General features: G+C 74.2%; 14 protein-coding genes. 7 read left to right on the forward strand and 7 right to left on the reverse strand.

Features of this window, described 5'->3' with window-relative positions:
* Positions 1-7 precede the first annotated feature (7 nt).
* The 4 genes from DMP17_RS16950 to DMP17_RS16965 are packed head-to-tail and all read right to left on the reverse strand — an operon-like array spanning position 8 to position 3,243.
* On the reverse strand, positions 8-445 hold the full coding sequence (locus tag DMP17_RS16950; protein ID WP_226356079.1) for an SRPBCC family protein: 438 nt from the start codon (positions 443-445) through the stop codon (positions 8-10).
* A gap of 22 nt (positions 446-467) precedes the next feature.
* A complete protein-coding gene (locus DMP17_RS16955; RefSeq protein ID WP_226356078.1) occupies positions 468-1,223 on the reverse strand; it encodes a hypothetical protein in 756 nt (251 codons plus the stop codon).
* Complete coding sequence (locus DMP17_RS16960; RefSeq protein ID WP_337830053.1) at positions 1,223-2,056, reverse strand: phosphoenolpyruvate hydrolase family protein; 834 nt, start codon at positions 2,054-2,056, stop codon at positions 1,223-1,225. The genes DMP17_RS16955 and DMP17_RS16960 overlap by 1 nt, the downstream gene beginning before the upstream one ends.
* A complete protein-coding gene (locus DMP17_RS16965; RefSeq protein ID WP_337830054.1) occupies positions 2,053-3,243 on the reverse strand; it encodes a Tm-1-like ATP-binding domain-containing protein in 1,191 nt (396 codons plus the stop codon). The genes DMP17_RS16960 and DMP17_RS16965 overlap by 4 nt, the downstream gene beginning before the upstream one ends.
* Positions 3,244-3,370: 127 nt before the next feature.
* Here DMP17_RS16965 and DMP17_RS16970 point away from each other — a divergent pair, with 127 nt between their 5' ends.
* On the forward strand, positions 3,371-4,567 hold the full coding sequence (locus DMP17_RS16970; RefSeq protein WP_337830055.1) for a hypothetical protein: 1,197 nt from the start codon (positions 3,371-3,373) through the stop codon (positions 4,565-4,567).
* A 73-nt stretch (positions 4,568-4,640) separates the two neighbouring features.
* Here DMP17_RS16970 and DMP17_RS16975 read toward each other — a convergent pair whose 3' ends face one another.
* Positions 4,641-5,762: a DoxX family protein gene (locus tag DMP17_RS16975; protein ID WP_337830056.1), complete on the reverse strand. Its 1,122-nt coding sequence runs from the start codon at positions 5,760-5,762 to the stop codon at positions 4,641-4,643.
* Between the two features lie 90 nt (positions 5,763-5,852).
* Between DMP17_RS16975 and DMP17_RS16980 the strand changes: the two genes are divergently transcribed.
* Together DMP17_RS16980 and DMP17_RS16985 are read left to right on the forward strand one after the other, a co-directional pair.
* Complete coding sequence (locus tag DMP17_RS16980) at positions 5,853-6,815, forward strand: ROK family protein (protein ID WP_178375448.1); 963 nt, start codon at positions 5,853-5,855, stop codon at positions 6,813-6,815.
* A gap of 43 nt (positions 6,816-6,858) precedes the next feature.
* Positions 6,859-8,580, forward strand: coding sequence for an alkaline phosphatase D family protein (locus tag DMP17_RS16985; RefSeq protein ID WP_337830057.1), 1,722 nt, complete (start codon positions 6,859-6,861; stop codon positions 8,578-8,580).
* Positions 8,581-8,603: 23 nt separating this feature from the next.
* On the opposite strand, the gene DMP17_RS16990 is transcribed toward DMP17_RS16985, so the two are convergent.
* Positions 8,604-9,473 (reverse strand): maleylpyruvate isomerase family mycothiol-dependent enzyme, encoded by an 870-nt coding sequence (locus DMP17_RS16990; RefSeq protein WP_226365751.1) that lies wholly within the window; start codon positions 9,471-9,473, stop codon positions 8,604-8,606.
* Between DMP17_RS16990 and DMP17_RS16995 the strand changes: the two genes are divergently transcribed.
* Together DMP17_RS16995 and icmF are read left to right on the forward strand one after the other, a co-directional pair.
* Positions 9,472-9,855 (forward strand): hypothetical protein, encoded by a 384-nt coding sequence (locus DMP17_RS16995; protein WP_226365752.1) that lies wholly within the window; start codon positions 9,472-9,474, stop codon positions 9,853-9,855. The two genes, DMP17_RS16990 and DMP17_RS16995, sit on opposite strands and share 2 nt — an antisense overlap.
* Before the next feature lie 114 nt (positions 9,856-9,969).
* Positions 9,970-13,209, forward strand: coding sequence for a fused isobutyryl-CoA mutase/GTPase IcmF (gene icmF, locus DMP17_RS17000; protein WP_226365753.1), 3,240 nt, complete (start codon positions 9,970-9,972; stop codon positions 13,207-13,209).
* A gap of 36 nt (positions 13,210-13,245) precedes the next feature.
* On the opposite strand, the gene DMP17_RS17005 is transcribed toward icmF, so the two are convergent.
* Positions 13,246-14,661, reverse strand: coding sequence for an MFS transporter (locus DMP17_RS17005; RefSeq protein WP_337830058.1), 1,416 nt, complete (start codon positions 14,659-14,661; stop codon positions 13,246-13,248).
* Between the two features lie 518 nt (positions 14,662-15,179).
* On the opposite strand from DMP17_RS17005, the gene DMP17_RS17010 reads away from it, so the two are divergent.
* Both DMP17_RS17010 and DMP17_RS17015 read left to right on the forward strand, forming a co-directional pair.
* Complete coding sequence (locus tag DMP17_RS17010) at positions 15,180-15,758, forward strand: hypothetical protein (protein ID WP_337830059.1); 579 nt, start codon at positions 15,180-15,182, stop codon at positions 15,756-15,758.
* Complete coding sequence (locus DMP17_RS17015; RefSeq protein ID WP_337830060.1) at positions 15,755-16,873, forward strand: serine/threonine-protein kinase; 1,119 nt, start codon at positions 15,755-15,757, stop codon at positions 16,871-16,873. The genes DMP17_RS17010 and DMP17_RS17015 overlap by 4 nt, the downstream gene beginning before the upstream one ends.
* Positions 16,874-16,876 lie beyond the last annotated feature (3 nt).

Consider the following 16,876-nt stretch of genomic DNA (forward strand, 5'->3'; position numbering starts at 1 on the left):
CGCACGATCACTCCCAGCGCTGCCCCAGTGCGGCCAGCCCGGCCGCGAACACGCCGTTCGCGAACAGGCCCGCGAGGTCGCCCTCGTCGGCGCCGTCGGCGTCGAACTCGGTCCACCACTCGCCGAAGGTGTGCCCGACCGCGGTGACCGGGGCCAGCCGCACGGTGGAGACGTAGCGGCGCACCGGGAACGGCGACTCGAGGATCTCGTAGGTGAGGGCGTGGCCGCGCTCGTCGAGTGCGGTCAGCTCCTCGACGACGGTGCCGCCGCCCTCGGCGAGGGTCAGGCGCCGCTGCGCGCCGATCTCGCTGCCGGAGGCACCGCGGATCAGCTCGCAGGTCGCGATCGCCGGGTGCCAGCGGTGCAGACCACCGAAGTCGCGGACGTGCGGCCACACCTCGGCCAGCGGTGCCGTGATCACGGCGCTGGAGTAGGGACGGGGCATCGGGGACTCCTCCTCGGGAGTGTCAGGACTGCCGGCGCAGGTGGGGGGCCTGCGCCGCGAGCTGGTCGAGCTGGCTGCGGACGTCGTCGAAGCCGCTGTCGACCCGCAGGTCCAGCGCGATCGACGCGGCCAGCTCCGCGGTGTCATGGAAGGCGGTGCGGGCCACCTCGAGGCGCGCGCCCACGGTGCGGGCCACCTCGCTGCCCTGGCCCGCGCTCTCCAGGCTCTCCCCCATCCGCGCGGTGCGCAGGGCCTCGGCGAGCTCGGCGTCGAGGTTGCGGCCGATGTCGTGCAGCCAGTCCTTGGCCGCGCCGTCGGGCACCGTGCGCACGACGCCGTGGAAGGCGGTCACCGAGCCGACGCAGCCGGAGTAGGCGCGGGCCCAGCGCGACCCCGCGACGAGGCCGTCGGGCAGGGAGGCGGGGGCGTTCTCGGTGGCCCGGCGCATGGCCTCCTGCTCGGCGGGGCTCGCGGAGCGCAGGTAGGCGCGGGCCAGGGCCTGGGACGGCAGACCGAGGAACAGGACCGCCGGGATCGAGCAGAACAGCACGCCGGCGATCGTGCCGCCGATGCTGCGCCCGATGACCTCCGCCGCCGGGTAGCTCCCGGCCTCGGCGATGCCCATGGCCACCCCGATGCCGATCCCGCAGGCCGCTCCGAGCAGCAGGGCCACCAGCCAGCCGTGCGCGGCGAGGGTGTGCGACACCCGGCCCCCGCGCACCGCCATCCGTCGCCGCCAGTCCCCGCCGGGCGGCGGAGCGGGCATCCCGCGCGCCATCACCGCTCCAGCACGTTCTTGAAGGCGCGCGTCTGCTCGGTCAGCGCGGTCTCGGTCGGCAGCCGCTCCATCGACGAGGCCCCGTAGAAGCCGTGGCAGACCTTCGCCGAGCTGAGCACGTGCGCGGCGTCCTCGGGCATCGCGACCGGCCCGCCGTGGACGAGGACGAGCACGTCGTCGCGGACCTCCAGCGCCGCCTGCGCCCACTCGTCGACGAGCGCGACGCAGTCGTCGAGGGTCTTCGCGGTGCCCGCCCCGATCGCGCCGCCGGTGGTGAGCCCCATGTGGCACACCACGATGTCGGCACCGGCCCGGGCCATGGCGCGGGCGTCGTCGGCGGAGAAGACGTACGGCGTGGTCAGCATGTCCTTGGCCCGCGCCGCGGCGACGAGGTCGACCTCCAGCGCGTAGCCCATCCCGGTCTCCTCCAGGTTGGCCCGGAAGGTGCCGTCGATCAGCCCGACGGTCGGGAAGTTCTGGATGCCGGCGAACCCGAGCGAGGACAGCTCGTCGAGGAAGCGGTCGGTGAACAGGAACGGGTCGGTGCCGTTGACCCCGGCCAGCACCGGGGTGCGGCGGACCACCGGCAGCACCTCGGCCGCCATCTCGACGACGATGTCGTTGGCGTTGCCGTAGGCCAGCAGCCCGGCGAGCGAGCCGCGGCCCGCCATCCGGTAGCGCCCCGAGTTGTAGATGACGATGAGGTCGATCCCGCCCGCCTCCTCGCACTTGGCCGACAACCCGGTGCCCGCGCCGCCGCCGACGATCGGCTCGCCGCGGGCGGCCATCTCGCCGAACCGCTCCATCAGCTCCGCGCGGCCGAACCGCCTCATCGCCGTACCTCCTGCCAGGCCGAGAGCACCGCGTCGGCGAACTCCGGGTCGTTGACGTGGTGCGCGACCCGCCGGACACCGTCCGGAGAGTCCACACCGGACTCGATCGCGGCGAACAGTGCCGCATCGGCCTCGGGATCGTGGAACGCCGCGCCCGGCGCGTCCAGTGCGGACACCCCGCCCAGCGGGAGCAGGAACCGCCACGGCCCGGTCAGCGCGTTCAGCTTCGCCGCCAGCCAGGCCCCGATCTCCCGGTTCTCGTCGACGGTGGTGCGCATCAGGGTGACGTTCGCGTTGTGCTCGTACAACAGGCGGCCGGCGAAGCGTTCCGGGACGGTCGCCCGTGCGCCGAAGTTGACCATGTCCAGCGCCCCGCAGGACCCGACCCACGGCACCGCGGTGCGGGCGATCGCGTCGAGCCGGTCGGGGCCGCAGGCCATCACCCCGCCGACGAGCAGGTCCGCGACCTCGGTGGTGGTCAGGTCCAGCACCGAGTCGACCAGGCCCGAGTCGACGAGCTTCTCCATCGACGGCCCGCCCGAGCCGGTGGCGTGGAAGACCAGGGCGTCGACGCCGTCGCCGAGCCGTTCGCGGACCGCGGTGACCAGCGGCGTGGTCACCCCGAACATCGTCAGCCCGACGGCGGGCAGGTCGGCACCGGTCTCCGGCGGCGGGGCGGTGACGGCGGCGGCCAGCATGTGCGCGGCGTTGCCCAGCACCCGCCGCGAGATGCGGTTGAGGCCCGCGACGTCGGTGACGGCATACAGCATCGCGACGTCGCTCGCCCCCACGTAGGGCGCGGTGTCGCCGGAGGCCACCGTGGAGACCATCAGCTTGGGCACCCCGACCGGGAGGTCGCGCATCGCCGGGGTGACCAGCGCGGTCCCGCCCGAGCCGCCGAGCCCGAGGACGCCGCCGACGTCGTCGCGGCCGGCGAGGAAGGCCCGCAGCGCCTGCGCCATCGCCCCCACCGCGCTGCCGCGGTCGCCGGTGAACACCGCGTCGGCGCCCCCGGGGTGGCAGGCGGCGACCTCGGCCGCGGTGACGTCCGGACCGGGGCCCGCCGCACCGGAGGTGGACACGTCCACCCGGAGCACGTCGGCGCCGTCGGCGACCATCAGCTCGGCCACCCAGGCCAGCTCGGCGCCCTTGGTGTCGAACGTGCCGATCACGTATGCGGTCCCCACACAGGAGTTCTACCCGGACCCGGGCACTCGGGGCGAGAGCCGGAGCCCGGACGGCGCAGGGCACCATGGACACGCCCCCCTTCCGCCGGGCTCGTGACCTCGGGGCCCGTGACGTCGTTGGAGAGACATGCTCGGTCAACCGGACGACCCGCGAGGCATCGTGCTCCCGCTCGACGGGCGGCCCGGCGGAACGGAGACCGGCGCCCCCGAACGCAACGGTGGCCCGCGTCCCCTCCGCAACGGGACCCCTCCCCCCGGCCCGGCACTGCTGCTGAGCTGGACCCCCACCCCGGCCGTCGACGACGACCGCACCTGGGCGACGCTGTCGGCCTCGAGCGAGCTGGCGCGGCGGCTCGCGCCCGACGCCGGCCGCGCACCCGCCGCCGGGCTCACCTTCCGGCTCGCGCTGCCCGAGGCGTTCGGCGCCGAGCCGCTGCTGCGCCTGGCCGGCGGCGAGACGGCCGCGGCGGCCCCCGGGTCGTCGGCGCTGGTGCCGGTCGCACCCACCGCACCCGGTGACCGGCACGGCGCCGGGCTGGGTCTGCTCACCCTGACCACCGCGGCCGAGATCGCCGCGACCGGCACCCAGACCCGGGTGCTCGACGAGCTGACCGCCGCGGTCGACCAGCTGGCCCCGTCGTGCGTGATGCGGCTGGACTCGCGGCTCCGCGCGGCCGAGGAGTCGCTGCGCGAGGCCCAGACCGAGCTGCTCGAACGCGGCTCGCTCGTCGTCGACGGCGACGCGACCGACAGCGGCTCCCCGTCGCGCGGGCTCGAGACGGCCGTCGCGAACCTGTCGGTCCTGCGCCACCAGACGCACGCCTGGATCGCGGGCTGGGAGCGGGTCGTCGCCGGGGCGGACCCGTCGGGCACGCCCGGCCTGGCGCTGCGCGACGCGCTCGGTGAGGTCGGCAAGCTCGGCTGGACCGGGTTCCCGGCCGCGGTGCACGGCGCCTACCAGGCACTCGTCCTGGACGCCCGGCGCATCCTGCTCACCGCGGCCGACCACCTGCTGCGCGCACCGAACCGGCCGCTGACCGCGCTGCGGCCCTTGATCGAGAGCGACCTCGCGGGCCGGGCCGCCGACGTCGCGCGGCTGCACCGGCTGCTGACCACGCTGTCGACGCTCCCGCAGACCGTGCGCAAGCGTTCCGGCGGGATGATGCCGAACCTGATCGCCGACCAGGCGGCGGCCAACGCGCGCAGCCAGGCGCTGTTCACGCGGATGGCGAACGCGCTGCGGTCCCCGGTGTGGGACGGCCGGGTCGTCGTCGAGGTGCGGTCGCTCGACTCGGGCGGGCTGCAGGTGCTGCGCCCGGTCTGACCCCGGACACGCCACGGCCCTCCCGTCCGGCGCGGAGCCGGTCGGGAGGGCCGTGGACGGGTGTCGCGATGGGTCAGCGGGCGACGGCCTCGGCGCGCTTGCGCGCGTCCTTCGCCGACGCCTTGGCCTGCTTGGCGGCCTCGGCACCGGCCACCGACGCGCGGTCGGCCAGGTCCGAGCCGAGCTTCGCGGCCTGCGACTGGGCCTGGGTGACCAGGGTGGAGAAGCGGTCGGCGTACTCGGGGGCACGCTTCTCCGCGCGGGCGGCGGCCTTGCGGGCCTGCTTCTCCCAGCGGACGCGGCGCTTCTCGGCCTCGCGCACCCACCTGTCACCGGTGCGCCCGGCGGCCTTGCGGTACTGGGCGCCCTTCTTGTCCACGACCTTCTCGAGCTGGGCGCCGCGCTTCTCGGCCGCCTTCGCCAGCTTGGCGCCGCGCTTCTCGGCGACCTTGGCCTGCTTCTGGGCGGCCTTGGAGGTGCGCTCGGCGGCGGCCGAGAGCTGCTCGGACCAGGTGGACGCCTTGTCCGAGGCGACCTCGGACAGGTGCGCGGCCTGCTCGGAGGCCTTGCCGCCCCACTCGGTGGCGCGCTCACGCACGACCGGGCCGTACTCCTCGACGGCCTCGGCCAGCTTCTCCCGGCTACCCGCGGCGGCCGCGGCGATCGAGGTGCCCGCGCCGGCCAGTCCCGCGGCGAGCTGGGCACCGGTGTCGGAACCGGAGCCGGAGAGCCGGGCCTGGGCCCGCTCGGCGGCCTGGCGCGTCCGGTAGGCGTGCGACGGCTTGCCGTGGGTGTCGGCGGCCGCGATGAGCAGCCCGCCGAGCAGGCCGACGTTCTTCAGGAAATGGATCTGCTCGTTGGCGCGCTTCTGCTGGTCGGTCTCCTCCCAGAAGCGGTGCCCGGCCAGGGTGGTCGGGACGAGCGAGGCGGCCAGCGCGGTGGCCGACAGGCGGGGGAACTTGCCCAGGGCGAGCAGCGATCCCGCCACGATCTTCACCCCGGCGTCGACCTTGACCAGGGTCTCGTTGTCCGGGCGCCGGTCCAGCGGGGCGTTCTCCACGACCTTGTCGATGGCCGGGGCGGCCTGGTCGAGAACGGGCTGTGCGGCGGAAGTCAACGCGTCGGCGTTCCGCAGCTCGTTGATTCCGCCGTAGATGAACACGGCCGCGAGGGCGGGTCGGGCTACACGTCGCAAGACTGGCATGGGGCACCTTTCCCCGGCTCGTCCGTCCGCAAACCCGGGGTGGGTGTGGCGTCACCGCCGTGGGATGGCAATCATGCCCGGGTGACGAACGGACGGCGGGCCATCGGGCTCGACATCGGAGGAACGAAGGTCGCCGGAGCGATCGTGGGCGAGGATGGCACGGTCCACGCCGAGCTGCGGCGCAACACCCCGGACACGTCCGATGCGGACACGATGACCACCCTGTTGCGGGAGATGGTCGAGGAGCTGCGCGGCGACGCCGAGGGGGCGGACGTGTCCGCGATCGGCGTCGGTGCCGCGGGGACCGTGGAGTGGCCGGTCGGCCGGATCCGCTGGGCGCCCAACAACAACTACGAGAACTGGGACGTCCGCGGCCTGCTGGAGTCCGCGTGCGGGCTGCCGGTGGTCGTCGACAACGACGGCAACGTCGCCGGTCTGGCCGAGGCCCGGCTCGGCGAGACCCGCAACGACGACATGGTGCTGCTGACCGTCGGCACCGGCGTCGGGGCGGGGATCGTGCTCGACGGGAAGATCTACCGCGGCCCGCACGGGCTCGGTGCCGAGGTCGGGCACATGAACGTCAACCCGGACGGCCCGCAGTGCGGCTGCGGCAACTACGGCTGTCTGGAGGCGGTCGCGTCGGGGACCGCGCTGACCCGGATGGGCCGCAGCGCCGCCCTGCACGACCCGCGGGGCATGATCGCGACCCTGGCCGCGGAGGCCGGGGGCGAGGTCACCGGCCAGCACGTGACGATGGCCGCGATGGCGGGCGACAGCACGGCGGCGTCGCTGTTCCAGCGGCTCGGGCGGTCGCTGGGGATCGGCATCGCCAGCATCAACGCGATCTTCGAGTTCGAGGTCGTACTGATCGGCGGCGGCCTGGTCGACGCGGGCGAGCTGCTGCTCGAGCCGGCCCGCCGGGCGGCCCGGGAGTTCCACTACGGCCCGCCCGAGGTCCGCCCGATCCCGCCGGTGCTGCCCGCCACCTACAAGGGCGACGCCGGGAAGATCGGTGCGGGACTGCTGGCGCTGGAGGAGACCTGATCTCGTCCCGCAACCGGGCCGGGGCACGACTACGCTCGGACGGGTGACACTCCTGCTCGGACCGGTGCTGCGGCACGTCGACGAGACCAGCGCGCTGGTCTGGGTGCAGACCTCCGGCCCGTGCCGCGTCTCGGTGCTCGGCTGCGACGCCGCGACCTTCGAGGTGTCGGGCCACCACTTCGCCCTGGTCCAGGTGACCGGGCTGACGCCGGGCACCCGCACCGCCTACGAGGTCCACCTCGACGGCGAGCAGGTCTGGCCGCTGCCGCACTCGCCGTTCCCGCCGAGCCTGATCGCGACGCGCGGCGCGGACACCGGGGCCCACCAGCGGATCGTCTTCGGCTCCTGCCGCTACGTGAAGCTGGCCGACCCGAAGCTGGCCCGGCAGTACGGCCTCGACGCGCTCGACGTCTACGCCGGCCGGATGGCCGGGCTGCCCCCGGAGACCTGGCCGACCACGCTGCTGCTGCTCGGCGACCAGGTCTACGCCGACGAGCTCACCCCGCAGACCCGGCGGCGGATCGCCGGGCGGCGGGAGCGGCACCCGGACTGGCCCGACGACGAGATCGTCGGCTTCGACGAGTACTCGGGCCTCTACCGCGACACCTGGTCGGACCCCGAGGTGCGGTGGATGCTCTCCACCGTCCCCACCGCGATGATCTTCGACGACCACGACGTCCGCGACGACTGGAACACCTCCGGCGCCTGGCGCGAGCAGATCGCCCGCAAGCCCTGGTGGTCCGAGCGAATCCGCTCCGGCCTGGCCTCCTACTGGGTCCACCAGCACCTGGGCAACCTCTCCCCCGCCGAGCTCGCCGCCGACCGGACCTGGCAGGAGGTGCAGGCCGCCGAGGGCGACGTCTGGCCGCTGCTGTCCGAGCGGGCCGCCCTCTGGGACGTCGAGACCGGCGACGGCGACGACCGCGGCAAGGACGAGCGCTTCTCCTTCTGCTGGGAGCTGGGCCGCACCCGGCTGATCGTCATCGACTCCCGCAACGGGCGGATCGTCGAGACCACGCCGCGGCGGATGGTGTCCGACGCCGAGTTCGACTGGATCTCCGCGAAGGCGCTCGCCCCCGGCGACGTGGACCACCTCGTCCTGGGCACCTCGGTGCCCTGGCTGATGCCCCAGGTCATCTCCGACCTGGAGGCCGCGACCGAGAAGGGCGCGAACGGCTCCGGCCGGGTCGCCGCCGTCGCCGAGTGGGCCCGTCAGGAGGCCGACCTGGAGCACTGGCCCGCGTTCGGGCACTCCTTCGCCCGGCTCGCCGAGCTGATCCGCGAGGCGTGCCGCCCGCGCGCCGGGGACGCCCCGCCCGCCACGGTGTCGGTGCTGTCCGGCGACGTCCACCACTCCTACGCCGCCGTCGCCGACGTGCACACCCACGCCCCCGGGGACCGGCCCGGCCGCGGCCCGGAGGGCACCCGGGTCCACCAGCTGACCTGCTCACCGGTGCACAACGTGGTCCCCGCGGTGATGCGGGTGATGTTCCGGATCACCTGGTCGCGGCTGCTGGGCAGGATGACGACCCGCTGGACCCGCCGGACCGGGGCCGGCAGCGCGGGCGTGGCCTGGGAGCGGACGACCGGTCCGCTGTTCGGCAACCTCGTCGCGACCCTGGAGACCGACGGGCGACGGGCGTCGTGCCGGTTCGAGCGGCCGCGCTCGGCCGCGGCGCTCGACACCGCGGCCGAGGTCGTGCTGACCCCGCAGGCCCCGCCCATGGCGGCCCGGCAGCGGAGGGGGACCGCCCCGGCGGTCTGACCGGGGGCCGCGGTGACGGCCCGTCAGTATCCGGTACGGGCCAGCCAGCCCGTCCAGACCTCGGCGTCGCCGAGGACCTGGAGACGGTCGTCGTCGGCGGGGATGCGGCGGGTGACGCCCCGGAGCAGGTCGGCGGCGGTGCCGCGGACGGCGGCGTCGCCCTTGCCGTGCCCGTGCTCCCAGACGACCCGCCCGCCCGCGCCGCGCACCATCCACTCCCCCGCCGCGTCCGGCACGTCGTCGGTGGCGTGCAGGTGCAGCGTGGCGCCGTCGGCCAGCGGCGGCTCGTCGGCGGCGGGGCGGGCGGCGAGCAGGCCCAGCCACTCCGAGACGCCGTCGGCGGCCACCTGCGGGTCGATCGGGAACGGCGCCCCGAGCGCGACGGCGGCGTCGGCGCGGTGCACCGTCGCCTCGTGCAGCCGCCGCCGCACCCACCACGCCGAGGGCTGCGGACCGGTGAAGGTCCACACCGGCGCGGTCGGCCCGGCCGCGACGACGGCGTCGAGCAGCTCGGTCGCGCCGTCGCGCAGCCACTGCGCCGCGACCTCGGGGCCGCCCTCGGGCGGCTTCCCACCGGGCACCTCGCGCGGGTCGAGGGCCTCGGTGGCGCCGGTGGCGACCATCCGGGCCGCCCACCGGTGCCCGCGCCCGACGTGGCGGAGCAGCTGCAGCAGCGACCAGCCCGGACAGGTCGGGACCGGGGTGGCCGGATCGGCCGTCGTCAGGAGCGTGGCCAGCCGGTCGTTCTCCGAGAGGAGGACGGCGGCGTACGGGTCGACCGCGGTGCGGTCCGGTGTCGTGGTCATGAATTCGTACCCCCGGTCGCGGAACATGTGGGCGGGTTGCGGCGAGTCGTGCATGACGATCGCGGAGTTCGGGTAGGCAGGGATCATGCCGCCTCATCGCGACTGGACGCGACGGGGCGCGGGGCGGGCACTGCTGTACTGGCCGTTGACGGCCTTCCTGTTGGTGGCCGCATTCCCCGCGTACTCCGTGGTGCTGGTCATCGCCTCCGGGATCCTGCTGCCCACCCTCGGCCTCGTCGCCGGACTGGCCGGGAAGCGCTGGCGGGCGCGCAAGCTCGCCCGGGCGCGTCGCGTGCTGTCCGACGTCGTGGACCCCGGCCCACCCGCCGACGACGACCTCGTCGCGCACGAGGACGAGCCCGACGCGACAGGTCCGGGGACGTCCTGGCCGACCGGCCGGCACGCCCGCCGGGGCCGCGAGCAAGCCGCTCCGGCCACCGGGGAGCCCGCGGCACGCGACGCGGCCTGACCCGCACCGTACGACCCCTGTGACGCTCGCCGGGTTCCTTGTACGTCCGATACTAGGATGTCAAACTAAACCGGCCGGGACACCGCCGTCCGCCCGGCGGGAGGAACGTCCCCGATGAGCACGGACACGAACGCACAGGCCGAGCTGCACGTCCCCACGCACCCGGTCCGTTTCGTGACCGCGGCCAGCCTGTTCGACGGGCACGACGCCGCCATCAACATCATGCGCCGGATCCTGCAGCGCCAGGGCGCCGAGGTGATCCACCTCGGCCACAACCGCTCGGTCGACGAGGTCGTGACCGCCGCGATCCAGGAGGACGTGCAGGGCGTCGCCATCTCGTCCTACCAGGGCGGGCACGTCGAGTACTTCTCCTACCTGGTCGAGCTGCTGCGCGAGCGCGGCGCCGGCCACATCAGGGTCTACGGCGGGGGCGGCGGCGTGATCGTCCCCGAGGAGATCGAGCTGCTGCACTCCCGCGGCGTCGCGCGCATCTTCTCCCCCGAGGACGGCCAGCACCTGGGCCTCCCCGGGATGATCAACATCATGATCCGGGAGTGCGACACCGACCTCTCGGCCGAGCCGCCGTCGTCGTACGACGGGGTGTTCTCCGGCGAGACCGCGACGCTGGCCCGCGCACTGACCATGGCCGAGACCGGGACGCTGCCCGACGAGGTCCGCGAGCGCATCGCCGCCTCCGAGCGCCCGGTGCCGGTCCTCGGCATCACCGGCACCGGCGGCTCCGGCAAGTCCTCGCTGACCGACGAGCTGGTCCGCAGGTTCCGGCTCGACCAGGAGGACAAGCTCCGCATCGCGGTGCTCGCGGTGGACCCGACCCGGCGCAAGGGCGGCGGTGCGCTGCTCGGCGACCGCATCCGGATGAACGCGCTGTCCGGTGACCGGGTGTTCTTCCGCAGCCTCGCCACCCGCGGCAACGACGGCGGCTCGCTGCCCGAGCGGCTCGGCGACACCATCGCGGTGCTCCGCTCCGCCGGGTTCGACCTGGTGGTCGTCGAGACGCCCGGCATCGGCCAGGGCGACGCGGGCATCGTCCCGTTCGTCGACCACTCGCTGTACGTGATGACGCCGGAGTTCGGCGCCGCGTCCCAGCTCGAGAAGATCGACATGCTGGACTTCGCCGACGTCGTCGCGATCAACAAGTTCGAGCGCCGCGGCGCCGAGGACGCCCGCCGCGACGTCGGCCGCCAGCTCGTCCGCAACCGCGAGGAGTTCGGCGCGACCTGGGAGGACATGCCGGTCTACGGCACCTCGGCCGCCACCTTCAACGACGACGGCGTCACCGCGCTCTACCAGCACCTGCGCGACCTGCTCGCCGAGGGCGGGCTGACCGTCGGCGAGGGGCGGCTCCCCCGCGTCGACACCAAGACCTCCAGCGACTACGCGGCCGTCATCCCGCCGGAGCGGGTCCGCTACCTCGCCGACATCGCCGGCGCGGTGCGGGACTACCACGCCGACACCGAGACCCACGCCCAGGCCGCCCGCACCGCGCAGCACCTGCGCACCGCCGCCGAGCTGGTCGGCGGCGACGACCTCGACGAGGCGCTGCGCACCGCGGAGAAGAAGGTCCCCGCCGAGTCCGCCGAGCTGCTGGAGTCCTGGCCGTCGCGGGTCGAGGACTACTCCGGCGACGAGTACGTCTACACCGTGCGGGACAAGGAGTTCCGCACGAAGCTGACCCGCGAGACGCTGTCCGGGAACCCGGTGCGCCGGGTCGCGCTGCCGAAGTTCGACGACGACGCCGCGCTGCTGCGCTTCCTGCGCCGGGAGAACCTGCCCGGCTTCTACCCCTTCACCGCCGGGGTGTTCCCGTTCAAGCGGGAGGGTGAGGACCCGGCCCGCATGTTCGCCGGCGAGGGCGACCCGTTCCGCACCAACCGGCGGTTCAAGTACCTGTCGGAGAGCTCGGACGCCAAGCGCCTGTCGACCGCGTTCGACTCGGTCACCCTCTACGGCCACGACCCGGACACCCGCCCCGACATCTACGGCAAGGTCGGCACCTCGGGCGTCTCGATCGCGACCCTGGACGACCTCAAGGCGCTCTACGACGGTTTCGACCTGTGCTCGCCGACGACCTCGGTGTCGATGACGATCAACGGCCCGGCGCCGACGATCCTCGCCTACTTCCTCAACGCCGCGATCGACCAGCAGGTCGACCGGTTCCGCGACGAGCAGGGCCGCGAGCCCGACGACGGCGAGCGCGAGGAGCTCGTCGCCTACGCGCTGGCGAACGTCCGGGGCACGGTGCAGGCCGACATCCTCAAGGAGGACCAGGGCCAGAACACCTGCATCTTCTCCACCGAGTTCTCGCTGCGGATGATGGCCGACATCCAGGAGTGGTTCATCGCGCACAAGGTGCGCAACTTCTACTCCGTCTCGATCTCCGGCTACCACATCGCCGAGGCCGGGGCGAACCCCATCAGCCAGCTCGCCTTCACCCTCGCGAACGGGTTCACCTTCGTCGAGAGCTACCTGGCGCGTGGGATGGACGTCGACGACTTCGCGCCGAACCTGTCGTTCTTCTTCTCCAACGGCATGGACGCCGAGTACACGGTGATCGGCCGGGTCGCCCGCCGCATCTGGGCGGTCGCGATGAAGGAGCGCTACGGGGCCAACGAGCGCTCTCAGAAGCTGAAGTACCACGTCCAGACCTCGGGACGGTCCCTGCACGCGCAGGAGATGAACTTCAACGACATCCGCACCACGCTGCAGGCGCTCTGCGCGCTCTACGACAACGCGAACTCCCTGCACACCAACGCCTACGACGAGGCGGTCACCACGCCCACGCAGGAGTCGGTGCGCCGCGCGATGGCCATCCAGATGATCATCAACAAGGAGTGGGGCCTGTCGCTGAACGAGAACCCGCTGCAGGGCTCGTTCGTCGTCGACGAGCTCACCGACCTCGTGGAGGAGGCGGTGCTGCGCGAGTTCGAGTCGATCGCGGAGCGCGGCGGCGTGCTCGGGGCGATGGAGACCGGCTACCAGCGCGGCCGGATCCAGGACGAGTCGATGCTCTACGAGCACCGCAAGCACACCGGTGAGCTGCCGATCGTCGGCGTCAACACCTTCCTCAAGCCGGCCGACCCGGACGAGGCGCACCAGGAGATCGAGCTGGCCCGCGCCACCGAGGCCGAGAAGCAGTCCCAGCTCGACCGGCTCGCGGACTTCCAGTCCCGCCACCGCACGGAGGCGGAGCAGGCGCTGCGCCGCCTGCAGGACGTCGCGACCGGCGACGGCAACGTGTTCGACGAGCTGATGTCGGCCGCGCGGGTGTGCTCGCTGGGTCAGCTGACGACGGCGTTCTTCGAGGTCGGCGGACAGTACCGGCGCAACATGTGACGGCGGGCGGGGCCGGTCCACCCGGCCCCGCCTCCCTCACCAGCGTCCGCGCCGGTTCGGGATCCGTGCGGCCGCCAGGCCGACCGCCGCGAGCGCCACCGCCAGCACCCCGTAGGCGATCCCGGCGGCGACGCCCGGATCGTCGGCGGCGGTGACGGCGGCGGTCAGCACCGACACCGCGGCGATCCCGCCCATCTGCCGGAACATGATGCGCAGCCCGGACACCGCGGCGACCTCGTCGGGCACCAGGTGCATGCCGGCGTTGTTGGCGGCCGGCCCGGACAGGCCCGTGCCCAGCCCGAGCAGGGTGGAGCCGGCGAGCAGCCACACCGTGGGCCCGCCGAACGGGGGCGCCACCGCGGTGACCACCAGCCCGGCGACGACGGCGACCAGCCCGCCGAGCAGCAGCGGCCGGAAGCCCAGCCGGCGCAGCAGCGCGACCGCGGCCGCCGAGGTGACGATGGTGCCGATCGCGCGGCCGGTCAGCAGCGCCCCGGCGACGAACGCGGGCAGGTCGTAGCGGACCTGGGCGTAGAGCGGCAGGGTCGCCGAGAACCCGATCACCACGGCGCCGAAGACGACGTTGGTGACGTTCATGATGCCCAGGCCGCGCCCGGCGAGCAGGTGCATCGGGACGACCGCGTCGGGCCGGCGCCGGGCGTGCCGGACGAACACCGCACCCGCCGTCAGCGCGACCACACCGGCCAGGACGGTCCAGCCGGGCCCCGACCCCGGCGAGCCGAGCCGGGTGATGGTGAGCATCGTGGCCAGCAGGGTCAGGACGAGCAGCGCGATCCCGACGGCGTCGATCCGCGCGGTCCGCCGGTGCGGCGGGTCGTCGACAAGGGCGAGCCCGACGGCGACGAGCAGGATCCCGATCGGCACGTTCACCAGGAAGATGCCGTGCCAGGTCCAGGTGGTGAGCACCAGTCCGCCGACCAGCGGCCCGAGGATCGCGCCGATCGGGAAGACGCTGGTGAACAGGGCGAGCGCCCGGTCCCGGTCACGGCCGAACTGGTGGGCGACGATCCCGTTGGCGGCCGGCAGCATCACGCCGCCGGCGAGGCCCTGCACCAGCCGGCAGGCGATGAGCACGCCGATCGAGGGGCTGAGCGCGCTCAGCCCGGACATCACCGTGAACACGGCGACCCCGGCCAGGAACATCCGCCGGCCGCCGAAGCGGTCGGACAGCCAGCCGCCCAGTGGCAGCGCGAGGATCTGCCCGACGGCGGCGACGCTCACGACCCAGCCGGTCCAGGCCAGGTCGGCGCCGAGGTCGCCGCTGATCGTCGTCAGCGCGGTGGCGACCGACGTCCCGTCGAGGGAGAACATCAGCAGCGCCAGACCGACGACGGCGAAGACCGGCACGCGTCGGGGCAGCGGGTCGTCGCCGGGCGGCCCGGCGGAGCCGTCCCCGGGCAGGCGGTGGGTGTCGTGGGCGGCGTCGGTCACGTGGTGGGCACACCTGTCTTCCCGGAGGAACCGGACAAGATGTGCTTACCACAAGCTAAACAGTCGGGCGGTGGCAGCGCCCACCCACGTCAGCGGCGGGACCGGCTCCGGCGACGCCCGCGGTTCCACCCGCCGAGGATGCCGATGGCCTCGACGAACGACTCGGCGGCCTTGGAGAGCTTGCGACCGGCCTTCTTCATCGGGGGTCCTCCCGGGGTGCTGCTGGGGTGCTGGGGGCTTCTCCACCGTGGCAGACGGCGGAGCGTGCCGGACGGCGGGGGTGTGCTCCACACGGGTGACGAAACGGACACACGTCCTACCGTTCCGGAGACGATTCCACCTGCCCGGAGCACCCTCCCCCGGCGTGTCGCCCGCCTGTCTGCGCGGACGGAGCAGCGCGTCCCGCGTTCCGGAGCGTCACTCCTCCATGCGGAGGGACCTGGCCGTGATCACCGCGTGTGATCGCCGGCGAGGCGGGATGCTGACCGGACGGGTCGCGTCCCGGAGGGGGAACACCGATGTCACCGGACGTCATGTTGTGGGTCGTCGTCGCCGTCGTGGTGCTGGTCGTGCTGGGTCTGGCCCTCGTGGTCGGGTCCCGGGTGCGCGGCCGCCGGCGGACCGCCGCCCTGCGCCGGCACTTCGGGCAGGAGTACGACCACGTCGTCGAGCAGTCCGGCGGGAAGGACCGCGGCGAGACCGAGCTGCGCCGCCGGCTGAGCCGGCGCCGCGAGCTGGACGTGCGCGACCTCGACGCCGACGAGCGCGAGCGGTTCGCCGGGGACTTCGCCGGGGCGCAGAACGCCTTCGTCCGCACCCCGCGGGCCGGGCTGCGCGACACCGACCTGCTGCTGCAGCAGGTGATGCGCACCCGCGGCTACCCGGTCGAGCACTTCTCCGAGCGCGAGGAGATGATCTCGGTCGACCACCCCGACCTGGTCGGGCACTACCGCGCGGCGCACGCCGTCGCCGTCGCCGAGGACGACGCCGACACGGAGTCGCTGCGGAAGGCGATGCTGGACCACGGCTACCTGTTCGACGAGCTGATCGGCGCCGGGCACCCGGAGAGCACACAGCGGACACTGCCGGCGTCGTGAGCGGGACGGCCGAGCTGCCGGGCGCGGCCGGACCGGAGCACACCGACGAGATCCCGGCCGGCCTGCCGGGCGCGGGTGACGTGGTGGGCGGTCGCTACGAGCTGCGTCACGTGCTCGGCCGGGGCGGGATGTCGACGGTGCACCTGGCCCACGACCGGGAGCTGGACCGCCCGGTCGCGGTGAAGCTGCTGCTGCGCGCGGGCGACCCCGGCGACGTCGCCCGGCTGCGCGACGAGGCCCGCGCCGCCGCCGCGATCGACCACCCCGGCGTCGTCACCGTGCACGACACCGGCACGACCGGGCACACGGCCTGGGTCGTCATGTCCTACGTCGAGGGCGAGACCCTCGCGCGGCGGATCGGGCGGACCGGCCCGCTGGAGCCGCGGGAGGTGACCCGGATCGGGGCGGCCGTGTCCGAGGCGCTCGCCGCCGCGCACCGGGCCGGGGTGGTGCACCGCGACGTCACCCCCGGCAACATCATCCTGCGTCCGGACGGCACCGTCGTCGTGACCGACTTCGGCATCGCGCGCCTCGGCGACGGCGCCGGGCGCACCCGGACCGGGCACGTGATCGGCACCCCGCTCTACCTGGCCCCCGAGCAGGGCCGCGGCGCCGCGCACCTCGACGGCCGGGCGGACCTGTACGCGCTGGCCTGCTGCCTGTTCACCGCGCTCACCGGGCGGCCGCCGTTCACCGACGCCGACCCGCTCGCGGTGGTCGTGGCGCACCTGCGGGAGACGCCGCCGCGGCCGTCGTCGCTGCGCCCGGGCATCCCACCCGCGCTGGAGGAGGTGCTCCTGCAGACCCTGGCCAAGGACCCGGACCGGCGCCCGCGCGACGCCGCGGCACTCGCCGCCCGGCTGCGCGCGGTGCACGGCGACCCGGCTCCCCCGCCGGTCGGTACCCGGGAGCTGCCCGCCGGTGACGAGACCGTCCCGGCCGCGCCGTCCGCACCCGGGGACGGGGCGGGGACGCACGCGCTGGACAGCACGCTGGCCGAGGTCGAGAACGACGACGGTGCCGCCGCCGACCGCCGTCGCGGGGCCGGGGCGCTGCTGCTGGTGCTGGCCGCGCTGCTGCTGCTCGGCGCGGTCGTGGCCCTCCTGCTGTTCTGAGCC

Source organism: Pseudonocardia sp. TMWB2A (genome assembly GCF_017312135.1).